Annotated in this window: 16 protein-coding genes and 1 tRNA gene; 11 read left to right on the top strand and 6 right to left on the bottom strand. The window is 68.5% G+C overall.

Features of this window, described 5'->3' with window-relative positions; all coding sequences use genetic code 11:
* Positions 1-284: 284 nt before the first annotated feature.
* Both BpN12_RS33090 and BpN12_RS33085 read right to left on the bottom strand, forming a co-directional pair.
* Positions 285-398: a hypothetical protein gene (locus BpN12_RS33090; RefSeq protein ID WP_246796275.1), complete on the bottom strand. Its 114-nt coding sequence runs from the start codon at positions 396-398 to the stop codon at positions 285-287.
* A gap of 859 nt (positions 399-1257) precedes the next feature.
* Positions 1258-1333 (bottom strand) — tRNA-Lys (locus tag BpN12_RS33085).
* 189 nt (positions 1334-1522) lie between these two features.
* Between BpN12_RS33085 and BpN12_RS33080 the strand changes: the two genes are divergently transcribed.
* Both BpN12_RS33080 and BpN12_RS33075 read left to right on the top strand, forming a co-directional pair.
* On the top strand, positions 1523-1927 hold the full coding sequence (locus BpN12_RS33080) for a PaaI family thioesterase (protein WP_055139572.1): 405 nt from the start codon (positions 1523-1525) through the stop codon (positions 1925-1927).
* A gap of 10 nt (positions 1928-1937) precedes the next feature.
* On the top strand, positions 1938-2819 hold the full coding sequence (locus BpN12_RS33075; protein ID WP_246796274.1) for a patatin-like phospholipase family protein: 882 nt from the start codon (positions 1938-1940) through the stop codon (positions 2817-2819).
* Between the two features lie 166 nt (positions 2820-2985).
* On the opposite strand, the gene BpN12_RS33070 is transcribed toward BpN12_RS33075, so the two are convergent.
* On the bottom strand, positions 2986-4002 hold the full coding sequence (locus tag BpN12_RS33070) for a D-2-hydroxyacid dehydrogenase family protein (protein ID WP_246796273.1): 1017 nt from the start codon (positions 4000-4002) through the stop codon (positions 2986-2988).
* A 383-nt stretch (positions 4003-4385) separates the two neighbouring features.
* On the opposite strand from BpN12_RS33070, the gene BpN12_RS33065 reads away from it, so the two are divergent.
* Positions 4386-5438 (top strand): LysR family transcriptional regulator, encoded by a 1053-nt coding sequence (locus BpN12_RS33065; RefSeq protein WP_246796272.1) that lies wholly within the window; start codon positions 4386-4388, stop codon positions 5436-5438.
* 156 nt (positions 5439-5594) lie between these two features.
* Here the strand turns inward: BpN12_RS33065 and BpN12_RS33060 are convergent, their stop codons facing one another.
* The 3 genes from BpN12_RS33060 to dprA all read right to left on the bottom strand — a co-directional run bounded on the left by BpN12_RS33060 (position 5595) and on the right by dprA (position 10264).
* Positions 5595-8249: a DNA topoisomerase III gene (locus BpN12_RS33060; RefSeq protein ID WP_246796271.1), complete on the bottom strand. Its 2655-nt coding sequence runs from the start codon at positions 8247-8249 to the stop codon at positions 5595-5597.
* Between the two features lie 231 nt (positions 8250-8480).
* A complete protein-coding gene (locus tag BpN12_RS33055) occupies positions 8481-8861 on the bottom strand; it encodes a thioredoxin family protein (RefSeq protein WP_246796270.1) in 381 nt (126 codons plus the stop codon).
* Complete coding sequence (gene dprA, locus BpN12_RS33050) at positions 8849-10264, bottom strand: DNA-processing protein DprA (protein WP_425306387.1); 1416 nt, start codon at positions 10262-10264, stop codon at positions 8849-8851. The genes BpN12_RS33055 and dprA overlap by 13 nt, the downstream gene beginning before the upstream one ends.
* Positions 10265-10452: 188 nt before the next feature.
* Here dprA and def point away from each other — a divergent pair, with 188 nt between their 5' ends.
* From def to esaR, 8 genes are all read left to right on the top strand, one after another.
* On the top strand, positions 10453-10956 hold the full coding sequence (def, locus tag BpN12_RS33045; RefSeq protein ID WP_246796269.1) for a peptide deformylase: 504 nt from the start codon (positions 10453-10455) through the stop codon (positions 10954-10956).
* Between the two features lie 23 nt (positions 10957-10979).
* Entirely contained in the window at positions 10980-11963 is a 984-nt protein-coding gene (gene fmt, locus BpN12_RS33040) for a methionyl-tRNA formyltransferase (RefSeq protein ID WP_246796268.1), read from the top strand.
* 308 nt (positions 11964-12271) lie between these two features.
* Positions 12272-12925: a LysE family translocator gene (locus BpN12_RS33035; protein ID WP_246796267.1), complete on the top strand. Its 654-nt coding sequence runs from the start codon at positions 12272-12274 to the stop codon at positions 12923-12925.
* Positions 12926-13059: 134 nt separating this feature from the next.
* Positions 13060-13917 (top strand): zinc metalloprotease HtpX, encoded by an 858-nt coding sequence (gene htpX / locus BpN12_RS33030; RefSeq protein WP_246796266.1) that lies wholly within the window; start codon positions 13060-13062, stop codon positions 13915-13917.
* 318 nt (positions 13918-14235) lie between these two features.
* Complete coding sequence (gene rsmB / locus BpN12_RS33025) at positions 14236-15684, top strand: 16S rRNA (cytosine(967)-C(5))-methyltransferase RsmB (protein ID WP_246796265.1); 1449 nt, start codon at positions 14236-14238, stop codon at positions 15682-15684.
* Positions 15681-16271 (top strand): DUF4390 domain-containing protein, encoded by a 591-nt coding sequence (locus BpN12_RS33020; RefSeq protein ID WP_042626304.1) that lies wholly within the window; start codon positions 15681-15683, stop codon positions 16269-16271. The genes rsmB and BpN12_RS33020 overlap by 4 nt, the downstream gene beginning before the upstream one ends.
* Position 16272: 1 nt before the next feature.
* Positions 16273-18672: a sensor histidine kinase EsaS gene (esaS, locus tag BpN12_RS33015; protein ID WP_425306386.1), complete on the top strand. Its 2400-nt coding sequence runs from the start codon at positions 16273-16275 to the stop codon at positions 18670-18672.
* The gene (gene esaR, locus BpN12_RS33010) at positions 18673-19362 is read left to right on the top strand and encodes a response regulator transcription factor EsaR (protein WP_246796263.1); all 690 of its coding nucleotides are present in this window, start codon (positions 18673-18675) and stop codon (positions 19360-19362) included.
* Positions 19363-19396 lie beyond the last annotated feature (34 nt).

Below are 19396 nucleotides of genomic sequence, written 5' to 3'. Positions count from 1 at the left end.
TCTGCAAAGCGGACTTGAACCGTGGGGAAACGCGAAGGTTCAGCGTCTCTGTCTTGTGTTCGGCTCCGCTCATGGTGGGGATTGGGTTCTATCGAGGCTCTATAAATGTATAGCTTATGAGTATACTCCGCGCACGCATTGTGCCGATAGATGCGTTACAAAGTATCGGCTTATGCTGCGCAACGCTCTCCGCATCTCGGATGACGGCTCGGCATTTCAGATCGGAGTCGCGGCTTCTTGGGCAGGGGAAGTTGGCGCGAACTCACAGCTGCGCCGCTCTAAACTCAGCTTGGGCCGTGAGCCGACAGGAGACTGTTCCTCTCGTCATCCAAGCTTAGGTGCGTGTATCTCTTCAGCATCTGCGTGCTCCGGTGACCTGTGATGGCAGCGACTTCCATGAGGTGTAAGCTCATCTCGGAAAGTCTGGATGCGGCCTCGTGTCGGAGGTTGGGCCACCGGAGGGGGGGCGGATATCTGGGATGTCGTGGCTTGCCGCTTTGATGGTCCGCTTCCAGGCGCAAATCACTGCGTTCACGGTTGTCCGGAAGACCTGCCCGCTCAACGGCGCGAAATCTGCGTTTGCCGGCCCAGATTGCGAGCGAGCCAGTCTTGCGTTCTGGTCTTCGCTGATCACGGCCAGTGCTCTGAAGATGTTGATTGCCCGACGAGATAGTGGAAGTGCGGCTGGGACGCCTTTGTTGTCAGCCCCGCGGGCCTCGGGCGGAAAATGAATCATGCGATGCTCGATGTCGATCTATTCCCACCGGATGCTGAATAGCGTGCCTTGGCGGAGGCTGGTCTCGACGGCTAGTTCGAAGGCGGGCGTCGCCCATGGGTTACCGCTGGCCGAAAGCAGAGAATGCAATTTCTCGAATTCGCCGGGTCGTGGGCGCCGATCCCTTGCTTGGCCCAGAGGGCTTCCGAATGCTCCTCAGGGGATTCGTTAGTGCCTCCATGCCCCATTCTTTCCGGGCAATCTCGAAAAAATGGCTGATGACTTGTAGTTCGAGTCGTCTGGTGTTCTCCGCCCTACCGGCCGACCGACGTTCATCCCTGTACTTTGCGAAATCTGCGCCGCGCAAGTTGGCGATAGTCCGGTGAGGCAGGTGATTGACGATCCAGCGTTGAATACGCCGGTTTTCCTGGTAGGGATATTCCGACAAAAGCCAGTTTTTGACGCCTGCACACGCAGGCTATAGGCGAAAAAAAAGCACCACGATTTCTCGTAAGTGCTTGATTTCCTACAGCTAAATTCAGTGGTGGGGCGTGAGTGACTCGAACACTCGACCTACGGATTAAGAGTCCGCTGCTCTACCAACTGAGCTAACGCCCCCAACAGAAGAAAGATTATGCACGAGGCTTTGGGGCTTGTCCAGCCCTTTCTCACTTTTTTCTCCAAAAAGTCGAGACTTACCTCTAGCGCCCGGCGCGGGCCGCGAACTGCCGGCCGCGCCATGCTCCCGGTATCATGACGCCCACATCCACCGCGCGACGGTCGCGCGGTGCTGCCAAGGTGGTCACGATGGACGAAGACGCAATCCGGGAACTGCTCGATCGGCTGCTCGCGCCGTGGGTGAAATCGCTCGGGCTTGCGCCCGTCACCGTGTCGGACGAGGGCGTGACGCTGCGCCTGCCGTTCTCCGGCGAGCTGCGGCACTCGGGCGGCGTGATCTGCGGCCAAGCCTTCATGGCCGCGGCCGACACGGCCATGCTGGCCGCCATCGCGGCGAAGCTCGGCGAATTCCGGCCGATGACGACGGTGTCGCTGAACACGAACTTCATGCGCGCGGTGCGATGCGGCGACCTGCTCGTCACGGCGCGCGTGCTGCGCACGGGCCGCAACCTCGTGTTCGGGGAAATCGAGGTGACGGACGAGGACGGCAAGCTGGCCGTCCACGCCACCTCCACCTACGCATTGGTCAACTAGGGAGCCCGCGATGTTCGATCAGGTGGTATTCGCCGGCGGCGGCAACCGCTGCTGGTGGCAGGCGGGTTTCTGGGACGTTGCGCAGCCGGCGCTCGGCATCCGGCCGCGCGTGATCACTGGCATCTCGGCCGGCGCGGCCACGGCCTGCATGCTCTATACGCGCGATTCCCGGTGGGTGATGCGCTATTACCTCGAAGCGCTGCGCAACAACCCGAAGAACGTCTACTGGGGCAACCTGCTGCGCGGCAAACCGGTGTTTCCACACTACCGGATCTATCGGCAGGCGCTCGTCGACATCTACGGCGAGCCGTTCACGCGCCTGGCCGACGCGCCGGAAATCCGCATCGGCGTGTCGCACGTGCCGCGCTGGCTCGGCGCGCGCAGCGCCGTGGCCGCAGGCCTCGTCGCCTACAACATCGAGAAATACGTCCGCAAGACGCTGCATCCGACGCTGGGTCAGTCGCTCGGCTTCCGGCCCGAATTCGTCCGGGCGCAGGCCTGCGCCGATGTCGACGAGCTGGCCGACCTGATCCTGCAGTCGTCCTGCACGCCGCCATTCACGCCGGTGCTGCGCCGCGCGGGGCGGCCCGTGCTCGACGGTGGGATGGTCGACAACGTGCCGGTGGGCGCGCTCGATCCGACGCCGGGCAAGGTGCTGGTGATGGTCACGCGGCGCTATCCGCGTCCGCAGATGTTCTCGGTCGCGCAGGGCGGCCAGACGCGGCTCTACGTGCAGCCGTCGGTGAAGGTGCCGATCTCGAGCTGGGACTACACGAGCCCGGGCCAGATGCAGCACGCCTACGATCTGGGACGCCGCGACGGCGAACAGTTCGTCGCCGCGATGTCGGCCCAGGCGCCGGACGCGGCCGCCGTTACGGCCGCCGCATCGTAGACGCGATGCCATGAGCGCTTGCGTGCCGGCGCCGCGTCGTTATCCGGACGGCATGGATCGTCCGGTCGCGAGCGGCGGTGGCGTCGAACACGTCTCACGCAGGTAGCCGCCGCAACCGACCGCCGGCGGCCCCGCCCGATACGGCCGCCTGGGGTCGATCCCGCGCCTAACGCCGGTTGCGCCCGCCGACCAGCGCTTCCGGATTCGCGACGCTCGTCGTGTCGCCGCTGTCGAACGCGAGGATGTTGCGGAACGCGGCGCCGAAATACAGCTCATAGCTCTCACGTTCGACATACCCGATGTGCGGCGTGCAGATCACGTTCTCCATGCGCAGCAGGCTGTAGCCCTGCAGGATCGGCTCGCTCTCGAACACGTCGATGGCGACCATGCCGGGCCGGTTGTTGGCCAGCGCGTTGACGAGCGCGCTCTCTTCCAGCAGTTCGGCGCGGCTCGTGTTCACGAGCAGCGAGGTCGGCTTCATCCGCATCAGGTCGTCCTGCTTGACGATGCCGCGCGTGTCGTCGTTCAGGCGCAGCTGCAGCGTCAGGATGTCGGCCTGCTCGAAGAACGCCTCGCGGCTCTCGGCGGCCAGATAGCCGTCGGCGCGCGCGCGTTCGAGCGACGGCTCGCGGCCCCAGATCATCACGTTCATGCCGAACGCCTTGCCGTAGCCGGCCAGCAGCTGGCCGATCTTGCCGTAGCCCCAGATGCCGAGCGTCTGGCCGCGCAGCACCTGGCCGAGGCCGAAGTTCGGCGGCATCGCCGAGGTCTTCAGGCCCGACTGCTGCCAGGCGCCCTGCTTGAGGTTGGCGACGTACTGCGGAATCCGGCGCTGGGCGGCCATGATCAGCGCCCAGGTCAGTTCGGCCGGCGCGACGGGCGAGCCGGAGCCTTCCAGCACGGCGATGCCGCGCTCGGTGCAGGCGTCCATGTCGATATGGCTCGACGCCTTGCCGGTCTGGCTGATCATGCGCAGATGCGGCAGTTTTGACAGCAGTTGGGAGGTGATGTGGGTGCGTTCGCGGATCAGGACCAACGCTTCGACTTCGGTGAGCCGGCTGGCGAGCTGGCCGAGCCCGCGCACCGTGTTGTTGAAGACCTTGACCTCGTGATCGGCGAGCAACTCGAAACAGGTGAGCTTGCGGACGGCGTCCTGATAGTCGTCGAGGATGGCTATTTTCATGAAGTATTCGAGAGCGGCACGGAAAAACGGATGCGCCGGGTGCGCGACCCGGCGGCCCGAACGGCGGGCCGTCATGATCTTATGCCGCCGCCCCGGCAGGTGTATCGCTTTTTAACAGCTTGTTACGGGCCGGACCGGCGGCGTCGGCTCGCTCGAAACAGTCGCCATCATTGGCATTGAGGCGCGAATCGGCGGGTTTGGCGCCTATTGTTTCCATCGGCAGAATAGTTAGATGAAATCCGATGGTAAGCCCCACCGCGCCGAACATTTTTTGTGAAATTCGCGACCTTCGGCGGCAACTCTGCACCAAATCCGCTGTCGTAGGAGAATTACGCATTTGCTACACAATTTTGAAGCTGTAATGCACAGCGGCGGGAGTGGTTATGGATCATCTGCAGTCGATGCGAGTGTTCGTCAAGGTGGCGGATCTGGGCAGCTTCGCGCGAGCGGCCAGTGCGATGGATATCTCGAACGCGGTGGCCACGCGCCACGTCGCCGATCTCGAAGGCCGGCTCGGCACCCGTCTGCTGAACCGGACGACGCGCAGCCTTTCCCTGACCGAATCCGGCCAGGTCTATCTCGAGCGGGCCCGCCAGATACTCGATGAACTCGAGGACGTCGAGCAGATGGTGGTCGCGCGCAACCACGAACCGGTCGGCACCTTGCGGATCGTCGCGCCGGTGGTATTCGGGCTGCACAATCTCGCGCCCGTGCTGCAGACCTACACCCAGCGCTATCCGAAGGTCGTTCCCGACCTGACCCTGGTTGATCGGCAGGTCGATCTGGTCGAGGAAGGCTTCGACGTCGGGGTCGTGATCGCGCGGCAGATGCGCAGCGCGAGCATTGTCACGCGGCGCCTGACCACGGGCTGCATGACGGTCTGCGCGACGCCGGCCTACCTGGAAAAGCACGGCGTGCCGACCCATCCCGAGCATCTGATGGAGCATCCGTCGCTGAGCCTGCCGTCCGAATACTGGGGCGACGAGCGCGTGTTCACGGGGCCGGACGGCGAGGTTCGGGTGCGGCCGACCAACGTGGTGGTCGCCAACAACACCGAAATGCTGCGCCAGTTCGCGCTGCTCGGGATGGGCATCGCGATGCTGCCGAGCTACCTGATCGGCGGCGACACGGCGCGCGGCAAGCTGGTGCGCCTGCTGCCCGACTACCGCCTGCCGCAGGTCGAGATCAACGTCGCCTACCCGAGCCGCCGCCACCTGCCGGCCAAGGTGCGCACGTTCATCGACCATCTCGTCGAGCACTTCAGCCACTCGCCGGAAACGGCCTTGGGCGAACAATGGGCCGCGCACAGCGGCCTGCAGCCGCCGTCCGAGTCGGCGCCCGGCGCGGCGAACGCCTCGCGCCCGGCCGCCGGCCCGTCGATGCCGGCCCCGCTGCCGAAGACGCGCCAGCGCGCGACCGCGCCGACGCCGCTGTAAGCCGTAACGGCCGAGGCGACGGACCAGGGTCGCTCGCCGTCGCCAAAACAAAAACGCACTGCCCGTGAGGACAGTGCGTTTTTTTCATGCCGACGCTCGGCGAGGGGGCGGCGAAGGCACCGCGCGTTGCCGCACGGCGCCACCCCGAATGGTGTCTTACGAGCCGGTCTTGCGAGCCGGCGTCTTCTTGGCGGCCGGGGCTTTTTTCGCCGCCGGTGTCTTCCTGGCGGCCGGCGCCTTTTTCGCGGCGACCTTCTTGGCCGGCACGGCGCCTTCTTGCGCCTCAGGCGCGGCGCCGTCCTCGTTCGCGGCCGTCCGGGCCGCGGCTTTCTTCGCGGCGGCGCCGGGCTTCGGCTCCTTCTTCTCGAACTCGAAGCCGATCTTGCCGTCCGGCTGCTTGACGAGGAACGCCTTGAAGTTACGGCCGGTACGCGACGACTTGAAGTTCGGCAGCAGGTCGGTGCGGCCGTCGGACAGCAGCTTCGCCATCTGCTCGCGCGCGATTTCCTGCTGCAGGATCACCTTGCCGGAGCGGAAGTCGCAGGTCTTCGGGTTCGCCACCGAGTTCTCGCAGACGTAGCTCATGCCGTGCTCGAATACGCGCGCCTGGCACTTCGGGCACGCGCCGACCGGCTCCTGCGCCGAGAAGTCGGGCGCCTCGCCGTCCTCGCCGCCCTGGTCCTGGCCGAAATCGAATTCGAGCTTGTAGTTCTTCGTCTCGTCGTCGAACGACAGCTTGAGGATCGCCGAGAACGGCCGCCCCATCTTGCTGCGGAAGCCCGACAGCGGGCCGATTTCCTTCTTTTGCAGCAGTTCCTCGACCTCGGCGATCTCGAACTGGCGGCTGCCCGGGATCTTCGAGATCGAGAAATCGCACTTGGTGCAGGCGAAGCGGCGGTAGTTCTCCTTCACCTGGCCGCCGCAGTTCGGGCACGGCGTCTGGAGCGTCGCGTAGTCGCCCGGGATCGTGTCCGAATCGTATTCCTTGGCGCGCTTGACGATGGTCTGCGTCATCCGCGCGATTTCCTGCATGAACGCGTCGCGCGGAAGGTTGCCGCGCTCCATCTGCGACAGCTTGTATTCCCATTCGCCCGTCAGCTCGGGCGCGGTCAGCTCGCGCACGCCGAGCCCGCGCAGCAGCGTCATCAGCTGGAACGCCTTGGCGGTCGGGATCAGCTCGCGGCCTTCGCGCAGCAGGTATTTCTCGCCGAGCAGCCCTTCGATGATGGCCGCGCGCGTGGCCGGCGTGCCGAGGCCCTTGGCGGCCATCGCCTCGCGCAGCTCGTCGTCCTCGACCAGCTTGCCGGCGCCTTCCATCGCCGAGAGCAGCGTCGCTTCCGAGTAGCGCGCCGGCGGCTTGGTCACGAGCGCGTGCGCGGCGACCTTGTCGGTGTTGACCTTCTCGTCCTTCTGCACCGGCACGAGGTTGGCGTCGGCGCCCTCGGCGTCGCGGCCGTACACCTGCAGCCAGCCCGGCTCGACCAGCACCTTGCCCTCGGTCTTGAAGTGATGGCCGGCCACCTCGGTGATGCGCGTCGTGACCTTGTACTCGGCCGCCGGGAAGAACACCGCCAGGAAGCGCTTGACCACCATGTCGTAGAGCTTCTGCTCGGGCTCGGACAGCGCCTTCGGCGCCTGCAGCGTCGGGATGATGGCGAAGTGGTCGCTGATCTTGGTGTTGTCGAAGATCCGCTTGTTCGGCTTCACCCAGCCCTTGTCGAGCACCTGCTTGGCATGCGGCAGGTAGTTGTTGCTCTCCTTGAGCATCTCGAGCGTCGACGACACCGTGCCGAGGTAGTCCTCCGGCAGCGCACGCGCGTCGGTACGCGGGTAGGTCAGCACCTTGTGCTTTTCATACAGCGCCTGGGCCAGGCCGAGCGTGTTCTTGGCCGAGAAGCCGAAGCGGCTGTTGGCCTCGCGCTGCAGGCTCGTCAGGTCGTACAGCAGCGGCGAGAGCTGCGTCGACGGCTTCGATTCCTCGCTGACCACGCCGGTCTGGCCGCGGCAGGCGGCCACGATCGTCTCGGCGGCCGGCAGGCTCCAGAGCCGCGAGTCGCGCTTTTCGGGATCGTGCTCGTCGCGCTTGAATTTCGGGTCGTACCAGCGGCCTTCGTAGACGCCGCCCGCGCAGACGAATTCGGCGCGCACTTCCCAGTAGTCGCGCGGCACGAAGCGGCGGATCTTCTCCTCGCGCTCGACGACGATCGACAGCGTGGGCGTCTGCACCCGGCCGACGGTGGTCAGGAAGAAGCCGCCGCCCTTGCTGTTGAACGCGGTCATCGCACGCGTGCCGTTGATGCCGACCAGCCAGTCCGCTTCCGAGCGGCAGCGCGCCGCGTCGGCGAGCGGCTGCATGTCCTCGTCGGTGCGCAGCTTCGCGAAACCGTCGCGGATCGCCGCCGGCGTCATCGACTGCAGCCACAGGCGCTGGACCGGTTGCTTGGCCTTCGCGTGCTGCGCGATCAGGCGGAAAATCAACTCGCCCTCGCGCCCCGCGTCACATGCGTTGATCAGCAGGCCAACGTCCTTGCGCTTGATCAGCTTGTTCAGGACCTTCAGCCGCGATTCGCTTTTTGCGATCGGGTTGAGATCAAAATGCGGCGGGATGACGGGCAGATGCGCGAAGCTCCACTTGCCGCGCTTGACCTCGTACTCCTCGGGCGCCGCGATCTCGAGCAAATGGCCGACCGCGGACGACAGGACGTAGTCGTCGCTTTCGAAGTATTCGTCATGCTTGGTAAAGCCGCCCAGGGCGCGCGCGATGTCGTTCGCGACAGAGGGCTTTTCCGCAATGATCAGTGCTTTGGACATGACTCGTGTTGGTTGGGTAGACCGGGGGCCGCCTGACGGCCCATTTACGACGGCTTTATAGCACACGGCGCCGGCCTGTCACCCGGCTCGTGTAAAAAGCGGGTCATCATAAGTGGGGGCCGAAGCGCCGGCAAGCCCGCCGAACTGTCAGGCGGCGCGTGCCTGCCGGGGCGCCCGGCGGCCTCGCCGGGCCCGCGCGGTCCGCGGCCGGGACGGCTGCCCGAATGACGCTCAGACGGCGACGTCGAGCAGGTTGCGCAGCTTCGGCGCGTGGGTGACGCCGGGAATCGCCGTGAGATCCGCGAGCATCCGCTCGACGATACCGCCGTGCGGCAGCACCGTGCCGAAGAAGCGCACGGCGTTGGCGTCCTCGATCAGGAGTGTCGGAAAATTCTCGACGTCGAACTCGTCGAGGCGGTCGGCGTGGGTTTCGATGTCGATCCAGACGAAGCAGGCGCCCGGATGCGCGGCCGCGAGCCGTTCGAAGACCTCGGCGTAGTCGCGGCAGGTGCCGCACCATTCGGCGCACAGGCAGGCGACGAGCAGCGCGTCCGGGTCCCGAAGGCGCTCGGCGATCCGATCTGCGTCGGTATCGAGATTCAGCGCGGGCATGACGATTCCTTGCTTGATGACGGCGGCGCGGGCTGCGCCTTGTCGCCGGAATGTAGCACGGCGGCCGAAACGCCGGACGGGGGCGGATCAAGCCGCTGGTAGCGGTCGCCGGGCAGGCTGGCGACGCGGCCGGCCAGCTCGAGCCGCAGCAGCAGGTGCGGCAGCGCGTCGGCGGCCAGGCCGGCCCGCGAGGCCAGCAGATCGGCCGGCACCGGGCCGTGGCCGAGCGCGTCGAGCAGCGCGAGCGCGTCGGGCGGCAGCGGTTCGGTGCCGGGGGAGTCGGGAGCGACGTGTCCGGTCGGCCGCATGACGTCACGCTCGTTCGGCGCTGTTTTTTCGCGCGGCGCCCGCCCGCCGGCGGCACGCGTGGGCGCGGCCTGCCGCGAATCCGCCGCGGCGATGGCGGCGGCGCGAAAATGCGTGTCCGGGCCCGCCGCGGCCGCCGCCTGCCGGATCGCGTCCCGCACGGTGATGCCGAACTCCTCGAGCACGTCGGCCGGTGTTTCGACGAGCTTCGCGCCGTCGCGGATCAGCGCATGGCAGCCGCGCGCGAGCGGCGCGTGGATCGAGCCCGGCAGCGCGAACACGTCGCGGCCGATGTCGTTGGCCGCGCGCGCGGTGATCAGCGAACCCGAGCGCGGCGCGGCCTCGACCACGAGCACGCCGTCGCAGAGCGCGGCGATCAGGCGGTTGCGCTGCGGGAAGTTCGCGGCGCGCGCCGGCGTGCCGAGCGGCCATTCGGACAGCACGGCGCCATGCTGCGCGATCGCCTCGGCGAGCAGGTGGTGCGCGGCCGGATAGACGCGATCGACGCCGGTGCCGACGATCGCGATGGTGCCCGCCGCGCTGTCGAGCGCGCCGCGATGCGCGGCGGCATCGATGCCGCGCGCGAGCCCCGAGACCACGACGAGCCCGGCCGCGGCGAGCGCCCGCGCGAACCAGGTCGCGTCGGCGCGGCCCTGCGGCGTGGCGAGCCGGCTGCCGACGATCGCCACCGCGCGCCGGTGGAGCCGCGCCGCGTCGCCCTTTACATATAGCAGCGGCGGCGGGTCGTAGAGCGCCGCGAAACGCGGCGGATAGCCGGCGTCGTGGCGCGTGACGAGCCGGTGGCCGGGCTTCGCGAGCCAGTCATGCACGGCGTCCGCTTCGGCGTCGAGCGCGGCGGCGCGCGGCGCGTGGACCGCGCGCGCGGCCGCCTCGCCGGCCAGGCCCGCGAGCGTCGCGTGATCGGCGCCGACGAGCGCCTCGATCGAATCGAAGGCGCGCAGCAGCGCTTCGCGGGCCGCCGCCGGCAGGCCGGGTACGGCGGCCAGATGCAGCCAGGCGACCAGGGCCTCGCGCGTGAGCGGCGCCTCGCTCATCGGCGCCGCCCGACGCGCCGCCAGCGGCCCGAAAGCTGCCATGCTAGAATTTTCATCATCCGAAATAAAACGAACGGTCGCGCGCACGAGCCCGCGGCGTTGGGCTGCGCGGCGGATTCCGCGCGACTCCGGCTTCATCTTCCGGATCCCGCGACGGCCCGGCCAGTCGGCCGGATGGCCGATCCGGCCAGCACGCAAGGCCGCATCAACCGCTTTCCGAATCGAACATCATGGCGCTTCTGAACATCCTGCATTACCCCGACAAACGGCTGCACAAGGTGGCCAAGCCCGTGGCGGCCGTCGACGACCGGATCCGCAAGCTCGTCGCCGACATGGCCGAGACCATGTACGCGGCGCCCGGCATCGGCCTCGCGGCGACCCAGGTCGACGTTCACGAGCGCGTGATCGTGATCGACACGTCCGAGGACAAGAACGAACTGCGCGTGTTCATCAACCCCGAGATCGTCTGGTCGAGCGACGGCAGGCAGATCTACGAGGAAGGCTGCCTGTCGGTGCCGGGCGTCTATGACGAGGTCGAGCGGCCCGATCACGTGCGCGTGCGCGCGCTCGACGCGCAGGGCCAGCCGTTCGAACTCGACTGCGAGGGCCTGCTGGCCGTCTGCGTGCAGCACGAGATGGATCACCTGCTCGGCCGCGTGTTCGTGCAATACCTGTCGCCGCTCAAGCAGAACCGCATCAAGTCCAAGATGAAGAAACTCGAACGCGCGATGTGACGCGCGTGACTGACCGATCCTCCATGACTCATTCGTTGCGCGTCATCTTCGCCGGTACGCCGGAATTCGCCGCCGCGGCGCTCGCCGCGATCCACGAAGCCGGCTTCTCGGTGCCGCTGGTGCTGACCCAGCCCGACCGGCCGGCCGGCCGCGGCATGAAACTGCAGGCGAGCGCGGTCAAGCGCTACGCGCTCGAGCACGGCATGCCGGTCGCGCAGCCGCCGTCGCTGCGCCGCGCCGGCAAGTACCCGGCCGAGGCCGCCGAGGCGCTCGACACGCTGCGCGCGACGCCGCACGACGTGATGGTGGTGGCCGCCTACGGGCTGCTGCTGCCGCAGGAAGTGCTCGAGATCCCGCCGCACGGCTGCATCAACATCCACGCGTCGCTGCTGCCGCGCTGGCGCGGTGCGGCGCCGATCCATCGCGCGATCGAGGCCGGCGACGCGCAGACGGGCGTCACGCTGATGCAGATGGACGTCGGGCTCGACACCGGCGCGATGCTGTCCGAAGGGCGTGTCGCGATCGCGGCCGACGAGACCACCGCGTCGCTGCACGACAAGCTCGCGGAAACCGGTGCGCGGCTGATCGTCGAGGCGCTCGTGCAGCTCGAACGCGACGGCGCGCTGGCCGCGACGCCGCAGCCGGCCGACGGCATCACCTATGCCGGGAAGATCGGCAAGCACGAGGCGGCGCTCGACTGGCGCGAGCGGGCCGCCGTGCTCGCGCGCCGGATTCGCGCGTTCGATCCGTTCCCGGGCGGTGCCGGCACGCTCGACGGCACGGTGATCAAGCTGTGGGCGGCCGAGCCCGTCGCCGCGCGCGGCGCGGCCGAGCCGGGCACGATCGTCGAGGCCGGCGCCGACGGTGTCGTGATCGCCTGCGGCGACGGTGCGCTGCGCGTCACGCAACTGCAGAAGCCGGGCGGCAAGCGCCTGCCCGCGCGCGAGTTTCTCGCCGGCGCGCCGCTCGCGGCCGGCCAGCGTTTCGCGCTGCCCGAGGCGGGCTGAGTATCGCCGGGCGGTGGCGGTTGCGCGGCGGTTGCCGCTGGTCGTTACTCTTGCCGCGCGCGCCGCTGGCACGGTCCGCATCCTGGCCTGCATGGCGGCTCGCTTCTCGAACGGCGTCGTGATTCGCGTTCCGATCAGCATTCCGATCCGGGCTTCGATGCGCATCACGATTCGAACCCGGCTTCGCGTCCCTCCCCGCGCCGCGCGACCGGCATGCGCCCACGCCATCCACCCCCGTTCACCCCCGTTCACCCGTCCGGCGACCCGCGTAGAATGCGAACGTCATTCACGCGGTTGCAGGCGTCCCCATGCTCGGCATCACCCATTTCGGTTTCTTCGTGCTGGCCGTGTTCCTGTTGAACGTCACGCCCGGCCCCGACACCGCGTACATCATCGGCCGCAGCGTCGCGCAGGGCCGCGGCGCCGGACTCGTCTCGGCGGCCGGCATCGCGACCGGCTGCGGCGTCCACTCGCTCGCCTGCGCGTTCGGGCTGACCGCGCTGATCGCGGCGTCGCCGGCCGCGTTCACGGTGATCAAGTTCGCGGGCGCCGCGTATCTGATCTATCTCGGCGTGAAGCTCGCGTTCACGAAGCCCGCCGCGGCTGGCGCGGCCGCAGTGACGCGGGCGGCCGCGCAATCCGGCCCCGCGCGGCCGCTGCGCCAGCTGTTCGTGCAGGGCGTCACCACCAACCTGCTCAATCCGAAGGTGGTGCTGTTCTTCGTGTCGTTCTTCCCGCAGTTCGTCACCGCGGACAGTGCCCACAAGACGCTCGCGTTCCTCGCGCTGGGCGGCGTGTTCGTGCTGCAGGGGCTGGCCTGGAGTGCGCTCGTCGCCTGGGCCGCGGGCAGCCTCACGCGCCGCCTCGGCGGCAACGCGGCCGTGAAGAAATGGCTCGACCGCCTGGTGGGCAGCGCGTTCGTGGGCCTCGGGCTGCGCCTCGCCGCCGCGACCCAGCGTTGATTACACCGGTAATGCGCGGGCTAATTTCGAGATATTGAATTTTCCGCGCGCATCCCTATCTAACGAATCGCTTACAATCGCTCGACGGCGCGCCACGGATGCCGCCGAGTGTGGTTTCGATCAAGGAGTCGACTATGTTCAACTGGGTCAAGACGGCAGCGCTGATGGCCGCGATCACGGCCCTCTTCATCGTGATCGGCGGGATGATCGGCGGGTCGCGCGGCATGGTGATCGCGCTGCTGATCGCGCTGGGCATGAATTTCTTCTCGTACTGGTTCTCGGACAAGATGGTCCTGCGCATGTACAACGCGCAGGAAGTGGACGAGGCCACGGCGCCGCAGTTCTACCGGATGGTGCGCGAGCTGGCCACGCGCGCGAACCTGCCGATGCCGCGCGTCTACCTGATCGACGAGGCGGCGCCGAACGCGTTCGCGACCGGGCGCGATCCCGAGCACGCGGCGGTGGCGGCCACCACCGGCATCCTGCGCGTGCTGTCCGAGCGCGAGATGCGCGGCGTGATGGCCCACGAACTCGCGCACGTGAAGCACCGCGACATCCTGATCTCGACGATCTCGGCGACCATGGCCGGCGCGATCTCGGCGCTCGCGAACTTCGCGATGTTCTTCGGCGGGCGCGACGAGAACGGCCGCCCGACCAACCCGATCGCCGGCATCGCGGTGGCGCTGCTCGCGCCGATCGCCGGCGCGCTGATCCAGATGGCGATCTCGCGCGCCCGCGAGTTCGAGGCGGACCGCGGCGGCGCGCAGATCTCGGGCGACCCGCAGGCGCTTGCGACGGCGCTCGACAAGATCCATCGCTACGCGTCGGGCATCCCGTTCCAGACCGCCGAGGCGCATCCGGCCACGGCGCAGATGATGATCATGAACCCGCTCTCGGGCGGCAGCATCCAGAACCTGTTCTCGACGCACCCGGCCACCGAGGAGCGCATCGCGCGCCTGATGGAAATGGCGCGCACCGGCCGCTTCGACTGAGGCGCAGGCCGCTTCGATCGAGGCACCGGCGCCGCCCGGCGGTTCGCGGCCCGGCGGTGCCGGCAGCGACACAAGCGGCATCCGGACGGCCCGGCGGCGCATGGCGTGCCGCCGGGCCGTCGTCATTGTCATTGCCGTTGGCGCAGCGAGCCCGCCGGCCGCCGCGTCGGTTCGAAGCACGGGGCGACATGCGGCGCGTCGCGGGGCGCGGTTTTTCCGGCCGGAGCGGGACGCCCGGCGCGCTACAATCCCTGGTTTGATGCCGTGCTCGCCCGGAGCGCGGCCCGCGCCGTGCCGGCGCGCTCGCTCCCGTATCCGATGACCCAGCCTCGTCCTGCCCGCCCGTCCCGTTCCCGCCAGCCGAAGCCGGCGACGCCGGCCGCCGCATCCGGCGCGCCCGCCTCGCGCGGGCCGCGCCTGGCGCCGTTGCACCTGTCGCCCGATTCGCTCGGCTTTGCGCTCGACGGCGCGGCGCGCGCGATCACGGCCGTCGCGCACGGCACCGCGCTGCCCGCCGCGCTCGCGGCGGTGCAGGCCGCGCAGCCGGCCGCCGCGCAGTCGACGTCGCGCGGCGCGATCCAGGACATCGCGTACCGCACCATGCGCCGGCTCGGCACCAGCGACTGGCTGATCGGCACGCTGGTCAGCAAGGCGCCGCCCGAGCACGTGCGCGCGCTGCTGGCCTGCGCGTTCGCGCTGCTCGTCGACGACGCAGCCGAGGCGGCCTACACGCCGTTCACGGTGGTCGATCAGGCGGTGACGGCGATCGGCGCGCGGCGCGAGTTCGCGTTCGCGAAGGGGCTCGTCAACGCGGTGCTGCGCCGTTTCGTGCGCGAGCGCGAGACGCTCGTCGCGCAGGCGCGGACCGATCGCGTCGCGCGCTGGAACTACCGGCCGTGGTGGATCGAGGCGGTCGAGCGCGCGTGGCCCGAGGCCTGGCAGTCGATCCTCGCGGCCGGCGACGTGGCCGGCCCGCTGACGCTGCGCGTGAACGCGCGGCACACGAGCGTCGAGGCCTGTCTCGCGACGCTGCGCGAACACGGCATCGAGGCGGCCGCGGCCGGCCGCCATGCGGTGCGGCTCGCGGCGCCGCTGCCGGTCGACCGGATTCCCGGCTTCGCCGACGGCGTGGTGTCGGTGCAGGACGCCGGCGCGCAGCTCGCGGCCGAGTGGCTCGGCGCGACCGACGGCATGCGCGTGCTCGACGCCTGCGCGGCGCCGGGCGGCAAGACCGGGCATCTGCTCGAACTGGCCGACGTCGAGGTGATCGCGCTCGAGAGCGACGCGTCGCGCGCCACGCGCATCGGCGAGAACCTGGCGCGCCTGAAGCTGGCCGCCGAGGTGCGCGTGGGCGACGCCGGCGCGCCCGACGCGTGGCACGACGGCCGGCCGTTCGACCGGATCCTCGCCGACGTGCCGTGCTCGGCCTCGGGCATCGTGCGGCGTCATCCCGACATCCGCTGGCTGCGCCGCGAGACCGACATCGCGGCGCTGGTCGCCGAGCAGCGCCGCATCCTGCAGGCCCTCTGGCCGCTCTTGAAGCCGGGCGGCGAGCTGCTCTACGTGACCTGCTCGATCTTCCCCGAGGAGGGCGAGGCGCAGGCGCGCTGGTTTGAAGGCGCGGTTCAAGATGCGGTACGATTGGACGCGCCCGGGCAACTGCTGCCGCGGGCCGCCGCGGGCCGGCTGCCGGATGCCGGCCACGACGAGGCCGCGCGGCAGGCCGATCACGACGGATTCTTCTACGCGCGCTTTCAGAAACGGTGACGATCTCTCGCCTCCTTCCACTTCGGTTCGCGGCCGCGCTGCTGGTCGCGATCACGCTGTGCCTCGGCGCCGCCGCGCCCGTCCATGCCGAACCGGTCAACGTGCAGCGCGCCTCGCTGCAGTCGGACGGCAGCGGCTGGGCGCTCGACGCGCGCTTCGAGTTCGAGCTGAACGCCAACCTCGAGGACGCCGTCAACAAGGGCATCCCGCTCTACTTCACGACCGACTTCGAGCTGAGCCGCGCGCGCTGGTACTGGTTCGACGAGCAGCCGGTGTCGGTGTCGCAGACCATCCGCCTGTCGTTCCAGCCGCTCACGCGCGAGTACCGCGTCTCCACGGGCGGGCTCCAGCTCGGCTTCCCGACGCTCAAGGAGGCGCTCGCGGTGGTCCAGCACGTCACCTCGTGGCATGTGATCGACCGCAGCCAGGTGCAGGCGGGCGAAACCTACACGGCGTCGGTGCGCATGCAGCTCGACACGGCACTGATGCCCAAGCCGTTCCAGGTCGACGCGGTGAACAACCGCGACTGGAGCCTGCTGTCCGACTGGAAGCGCTTCACGTTTACGGTGGCCGATCGTGCGAAATAGCCTGCGCCGCCTCGTGTTCGGCAGAAGCCTGATCGTCCGCGTGATCGTCCTCACGGTGGCGATCACGGCGCTGCTGCTGCTGGTGCTGCTCGCGGCCGCGAGCGCCAACACCGAGTTCTTCGACCGCTACTACTCCTGGCTCTACACGGCCAACATCCTGGTCGCGCTGGTGTTCCTGCTGGTGGTGCTGGCGCTGGTCGGGATGATCTTCGTGCGGCTGCGGCGCGGCAAGTTCGGCACGCGCCTGCTGGCCAAGCTCGCCGTGTTCTTCGCGCTGGTCGGCGTGGTGCCGGGCGGGATCATCTACATCGTCTCGTACCAGTTCGTCTCGCGCAGCATCGAGTCGTGGTTCGACGTCAACGTCGAGACCGCGCTGACGGCGGGCCTCAACCTCGGCCGCGGGATGCTCGACGCGTCGCTGTCGGACCTGCAGAACAAGGCGCGGCTGATGTCCGAGCAGCTCGCCAGCGCCGACGCCACCACCAACGGCACGACGCTCACGCTGCTGCGGCTGCGCGACCAGTTCGGCGTGCAGGACGCGACCATCGTCGAGCCGGGCCACACCGGCTCGGGCGCGGCGCCGGACCTGCATATCGTGGCGCAGGCCTCGGGCAACTTTGCCGCGCTGATCCCCGACGACATGCCCACCTCGCTGATGCTCGGCCAGGCGCGCGAGCACGGCGGCTACGCGGCGATCGAGGGTGAGGTGGACGGCGATCCGCGCGCGCGCGGATCGAAGGGCGCGCTGCGGCTGCGCGTGGTGCAGCGCATCCCCGATTCGTCGACGGCGCTGCTGCAGCCGGTCGAGCGCTACCTGCAGCTGACCCAGCCGGTCTCGCCCACGCTCGCGCGCAACGCCGACGCCGTGCAGCGCGCCTATCGCGAGTACCAGGAGAAGTCGCTCGGCCGCAGCGGGCTGCGCAAGATGTACATCGGCACGCTGACGCTCGCGCTGTTCCTCGCCACCTTCATCGCGATGATGATCGCGCTCGCGCTCGGCAACCAGCTCGCGCGGCCGCTGTTCCTGCTCGCGCAGGGCACCAAGGAAGTGGCCGAGGGCGACTACACGCCCAAGCGCGAGCTGAAGACGCGCGACGAGCTCGGCTTCCTCACGCAGTCGTTCAACGCGATGACGCGGCAGCTCTCCGAGGCGCGGCTCGCCGTGGAGCGCAACCGCGTCGCGCTCGAACATTCGAAAACTTATCTCGAAAGCATCCTCGCGAACCTGACGGCTGGCGTGTTCGTGCTCGACCGGCAGTTCCGGCTGACCATCGCGAACCGCGGCGCCGAGCGGATCTTCCGCCAGCCGTTCCAGGCGCAGATCGGCACCGCGCTCGACCACATCGTGGTGGTGGCCGAATTCGGCGCGATGGTGAGGAAGGCGTTCGCCGACCGCGAGGCGGCGGGCCAGGGCGGCGTCGCGGATCGCGGCCACTGGCAGCAGCAGTTCGCGGTGGTGGTGCCGGGCGAAACCGATCCGCTCACGCTGCTGGTGCGCGGCACGCGTCTTGCGTCATCGGTGGCCGGCGAGGCCGACGACCCGCAGACTTCGGGCTACGTGGTGGTGTTCGACGACATCTCCGACGTGATCTCGGCGCAGCGCTCGGTGGCATGGGGTGAAGTCGCGCGGCGCCTCGCGCACGAGATCAAGAATCCGCTCACGCCGATCCAGCTGTCGGCCGAGCGGCTGCAGATGAAGCTGGCCGACAAGCTGGCCGCGCCCGATGCCGAGGTGCTCAAGCGCGGTGCGACCACCATCGTCAATCAGGTGGCGGCGATGAAGCGCATGGTCGACGATTTCCGCGAATATGCGCGCACCCCGCCGGCGGTGCTCGGCAACCTGCAGCTGAACGATCTCGTCAGCGAGGTGCTGACGCTGTACGGTGTGGGCGAAGGCAAGAACATGATCGTGGTCGAGCAGGGGCCGCTGCCGGTGATCCGCGGCGACGCCACGCAACTGCGCCAGGTGATCCACAACCTGCTGCAGAACGCGCAGGATTCGGTGAACGAGGTCGCGCAGCCCCGTGTGTCGCTCGAAACGAGGGCAGTAGAATATGGCGACCCCGATGCGAACGGCACGAAGCGCATCGCGGTGCGGCTGACCGTGTCCGACAACGGGCCCGGCTTCCCGGCGCGGATCCTCACGCGCGCGTTCGAGCCTTACGTGACGACCAAGGCGAAAGGCACCGGGCTCGGCCTCGCGACGGTGAAGAAGATCGTGGATGAACACGGTGCGCGGATCGATCTGCGCAACCGGATGCAGGGCGAAGTCGTCGAGGGGGCGCAGGTGTCGATCCTGTTCCTGCAACTCGCCGACGACACGACGGGCTCCGAAGGCGGAGCGAACAGCGGAACGGCACCCGCCAAGACAAAAGCAACAGTGCAGACAAGGGCAGCGTAAATGGCAACCATCCTGGTGGTAGATGATGAAATGGGCATCCGGGAATTGCTCTCGGAAATCCTCGCCGACGAAGGACATGTCGTCGAGGTGGCGGAAAACGCGCAGGCTGCGCGCGAGTATCGCCAGCGTCACGCGCCCGACCTCGTGCTGCTCGATATCTGGATGCCCGATACCGACGGCGTCACGTTGTTGAAGGAGTGGGCGAGCCACGGACAACTGACGATGCCGGTGATCATGATGTCGGGCCACGCGACGATCGACACGGCGGTCGAGGCGACCAAGATCGGCGCGCTCGATTTTCTCGAGAAGCCGATCGCGTTGCAGAAGCTCCTGAAATCGGTGGAGCACGGGCTCGCGCGCGGCGCGGCGCCGGTGCTGCAGCATCCGGCCGCGAAGCCGGCCGCCGGCCCGGTGCCGGTCGCCTCGGCGGCCGCGCTGCCGTCGCTCGGCGAGGAGGTGGGCGTGCCAGTCGGGCTCGCGGGGCAGGCGGCCGCGATTCCGTTCGACATCCCGCTGCGCGAGGCGCGCGACGCGTTCGAGCGCGCCTACTTCGAGTACCACCTCGCGCGCGAGAACGGCAGCATGACGCGCGTGGCGGAGAAGACCGGGCTCGAACGCACGCACCTTTATCGCAAGCTCAAGCAACTCGGCGTCGAGCTCGGCAAGAAGGTGCCCGAAGGCGGTCTTTGAAATTTTCTGGAAAAGGGCTTGCTCTCCATTGGGG

The organism is Burkholderia perseverans (genome assembly GCF_022870505.1).
GTDB lineage: Bacteria > Pseudomonadota > Gammaproteobacteria > Burkholderiales > Burkholderiaceae > Burkholderia > Burkholderia plantarii.
The sequence above is the reverse complement of the archived record's forward strand: the minus strand, read 5'-3'. Positions and strand labels throughout refer to the sequence as shown.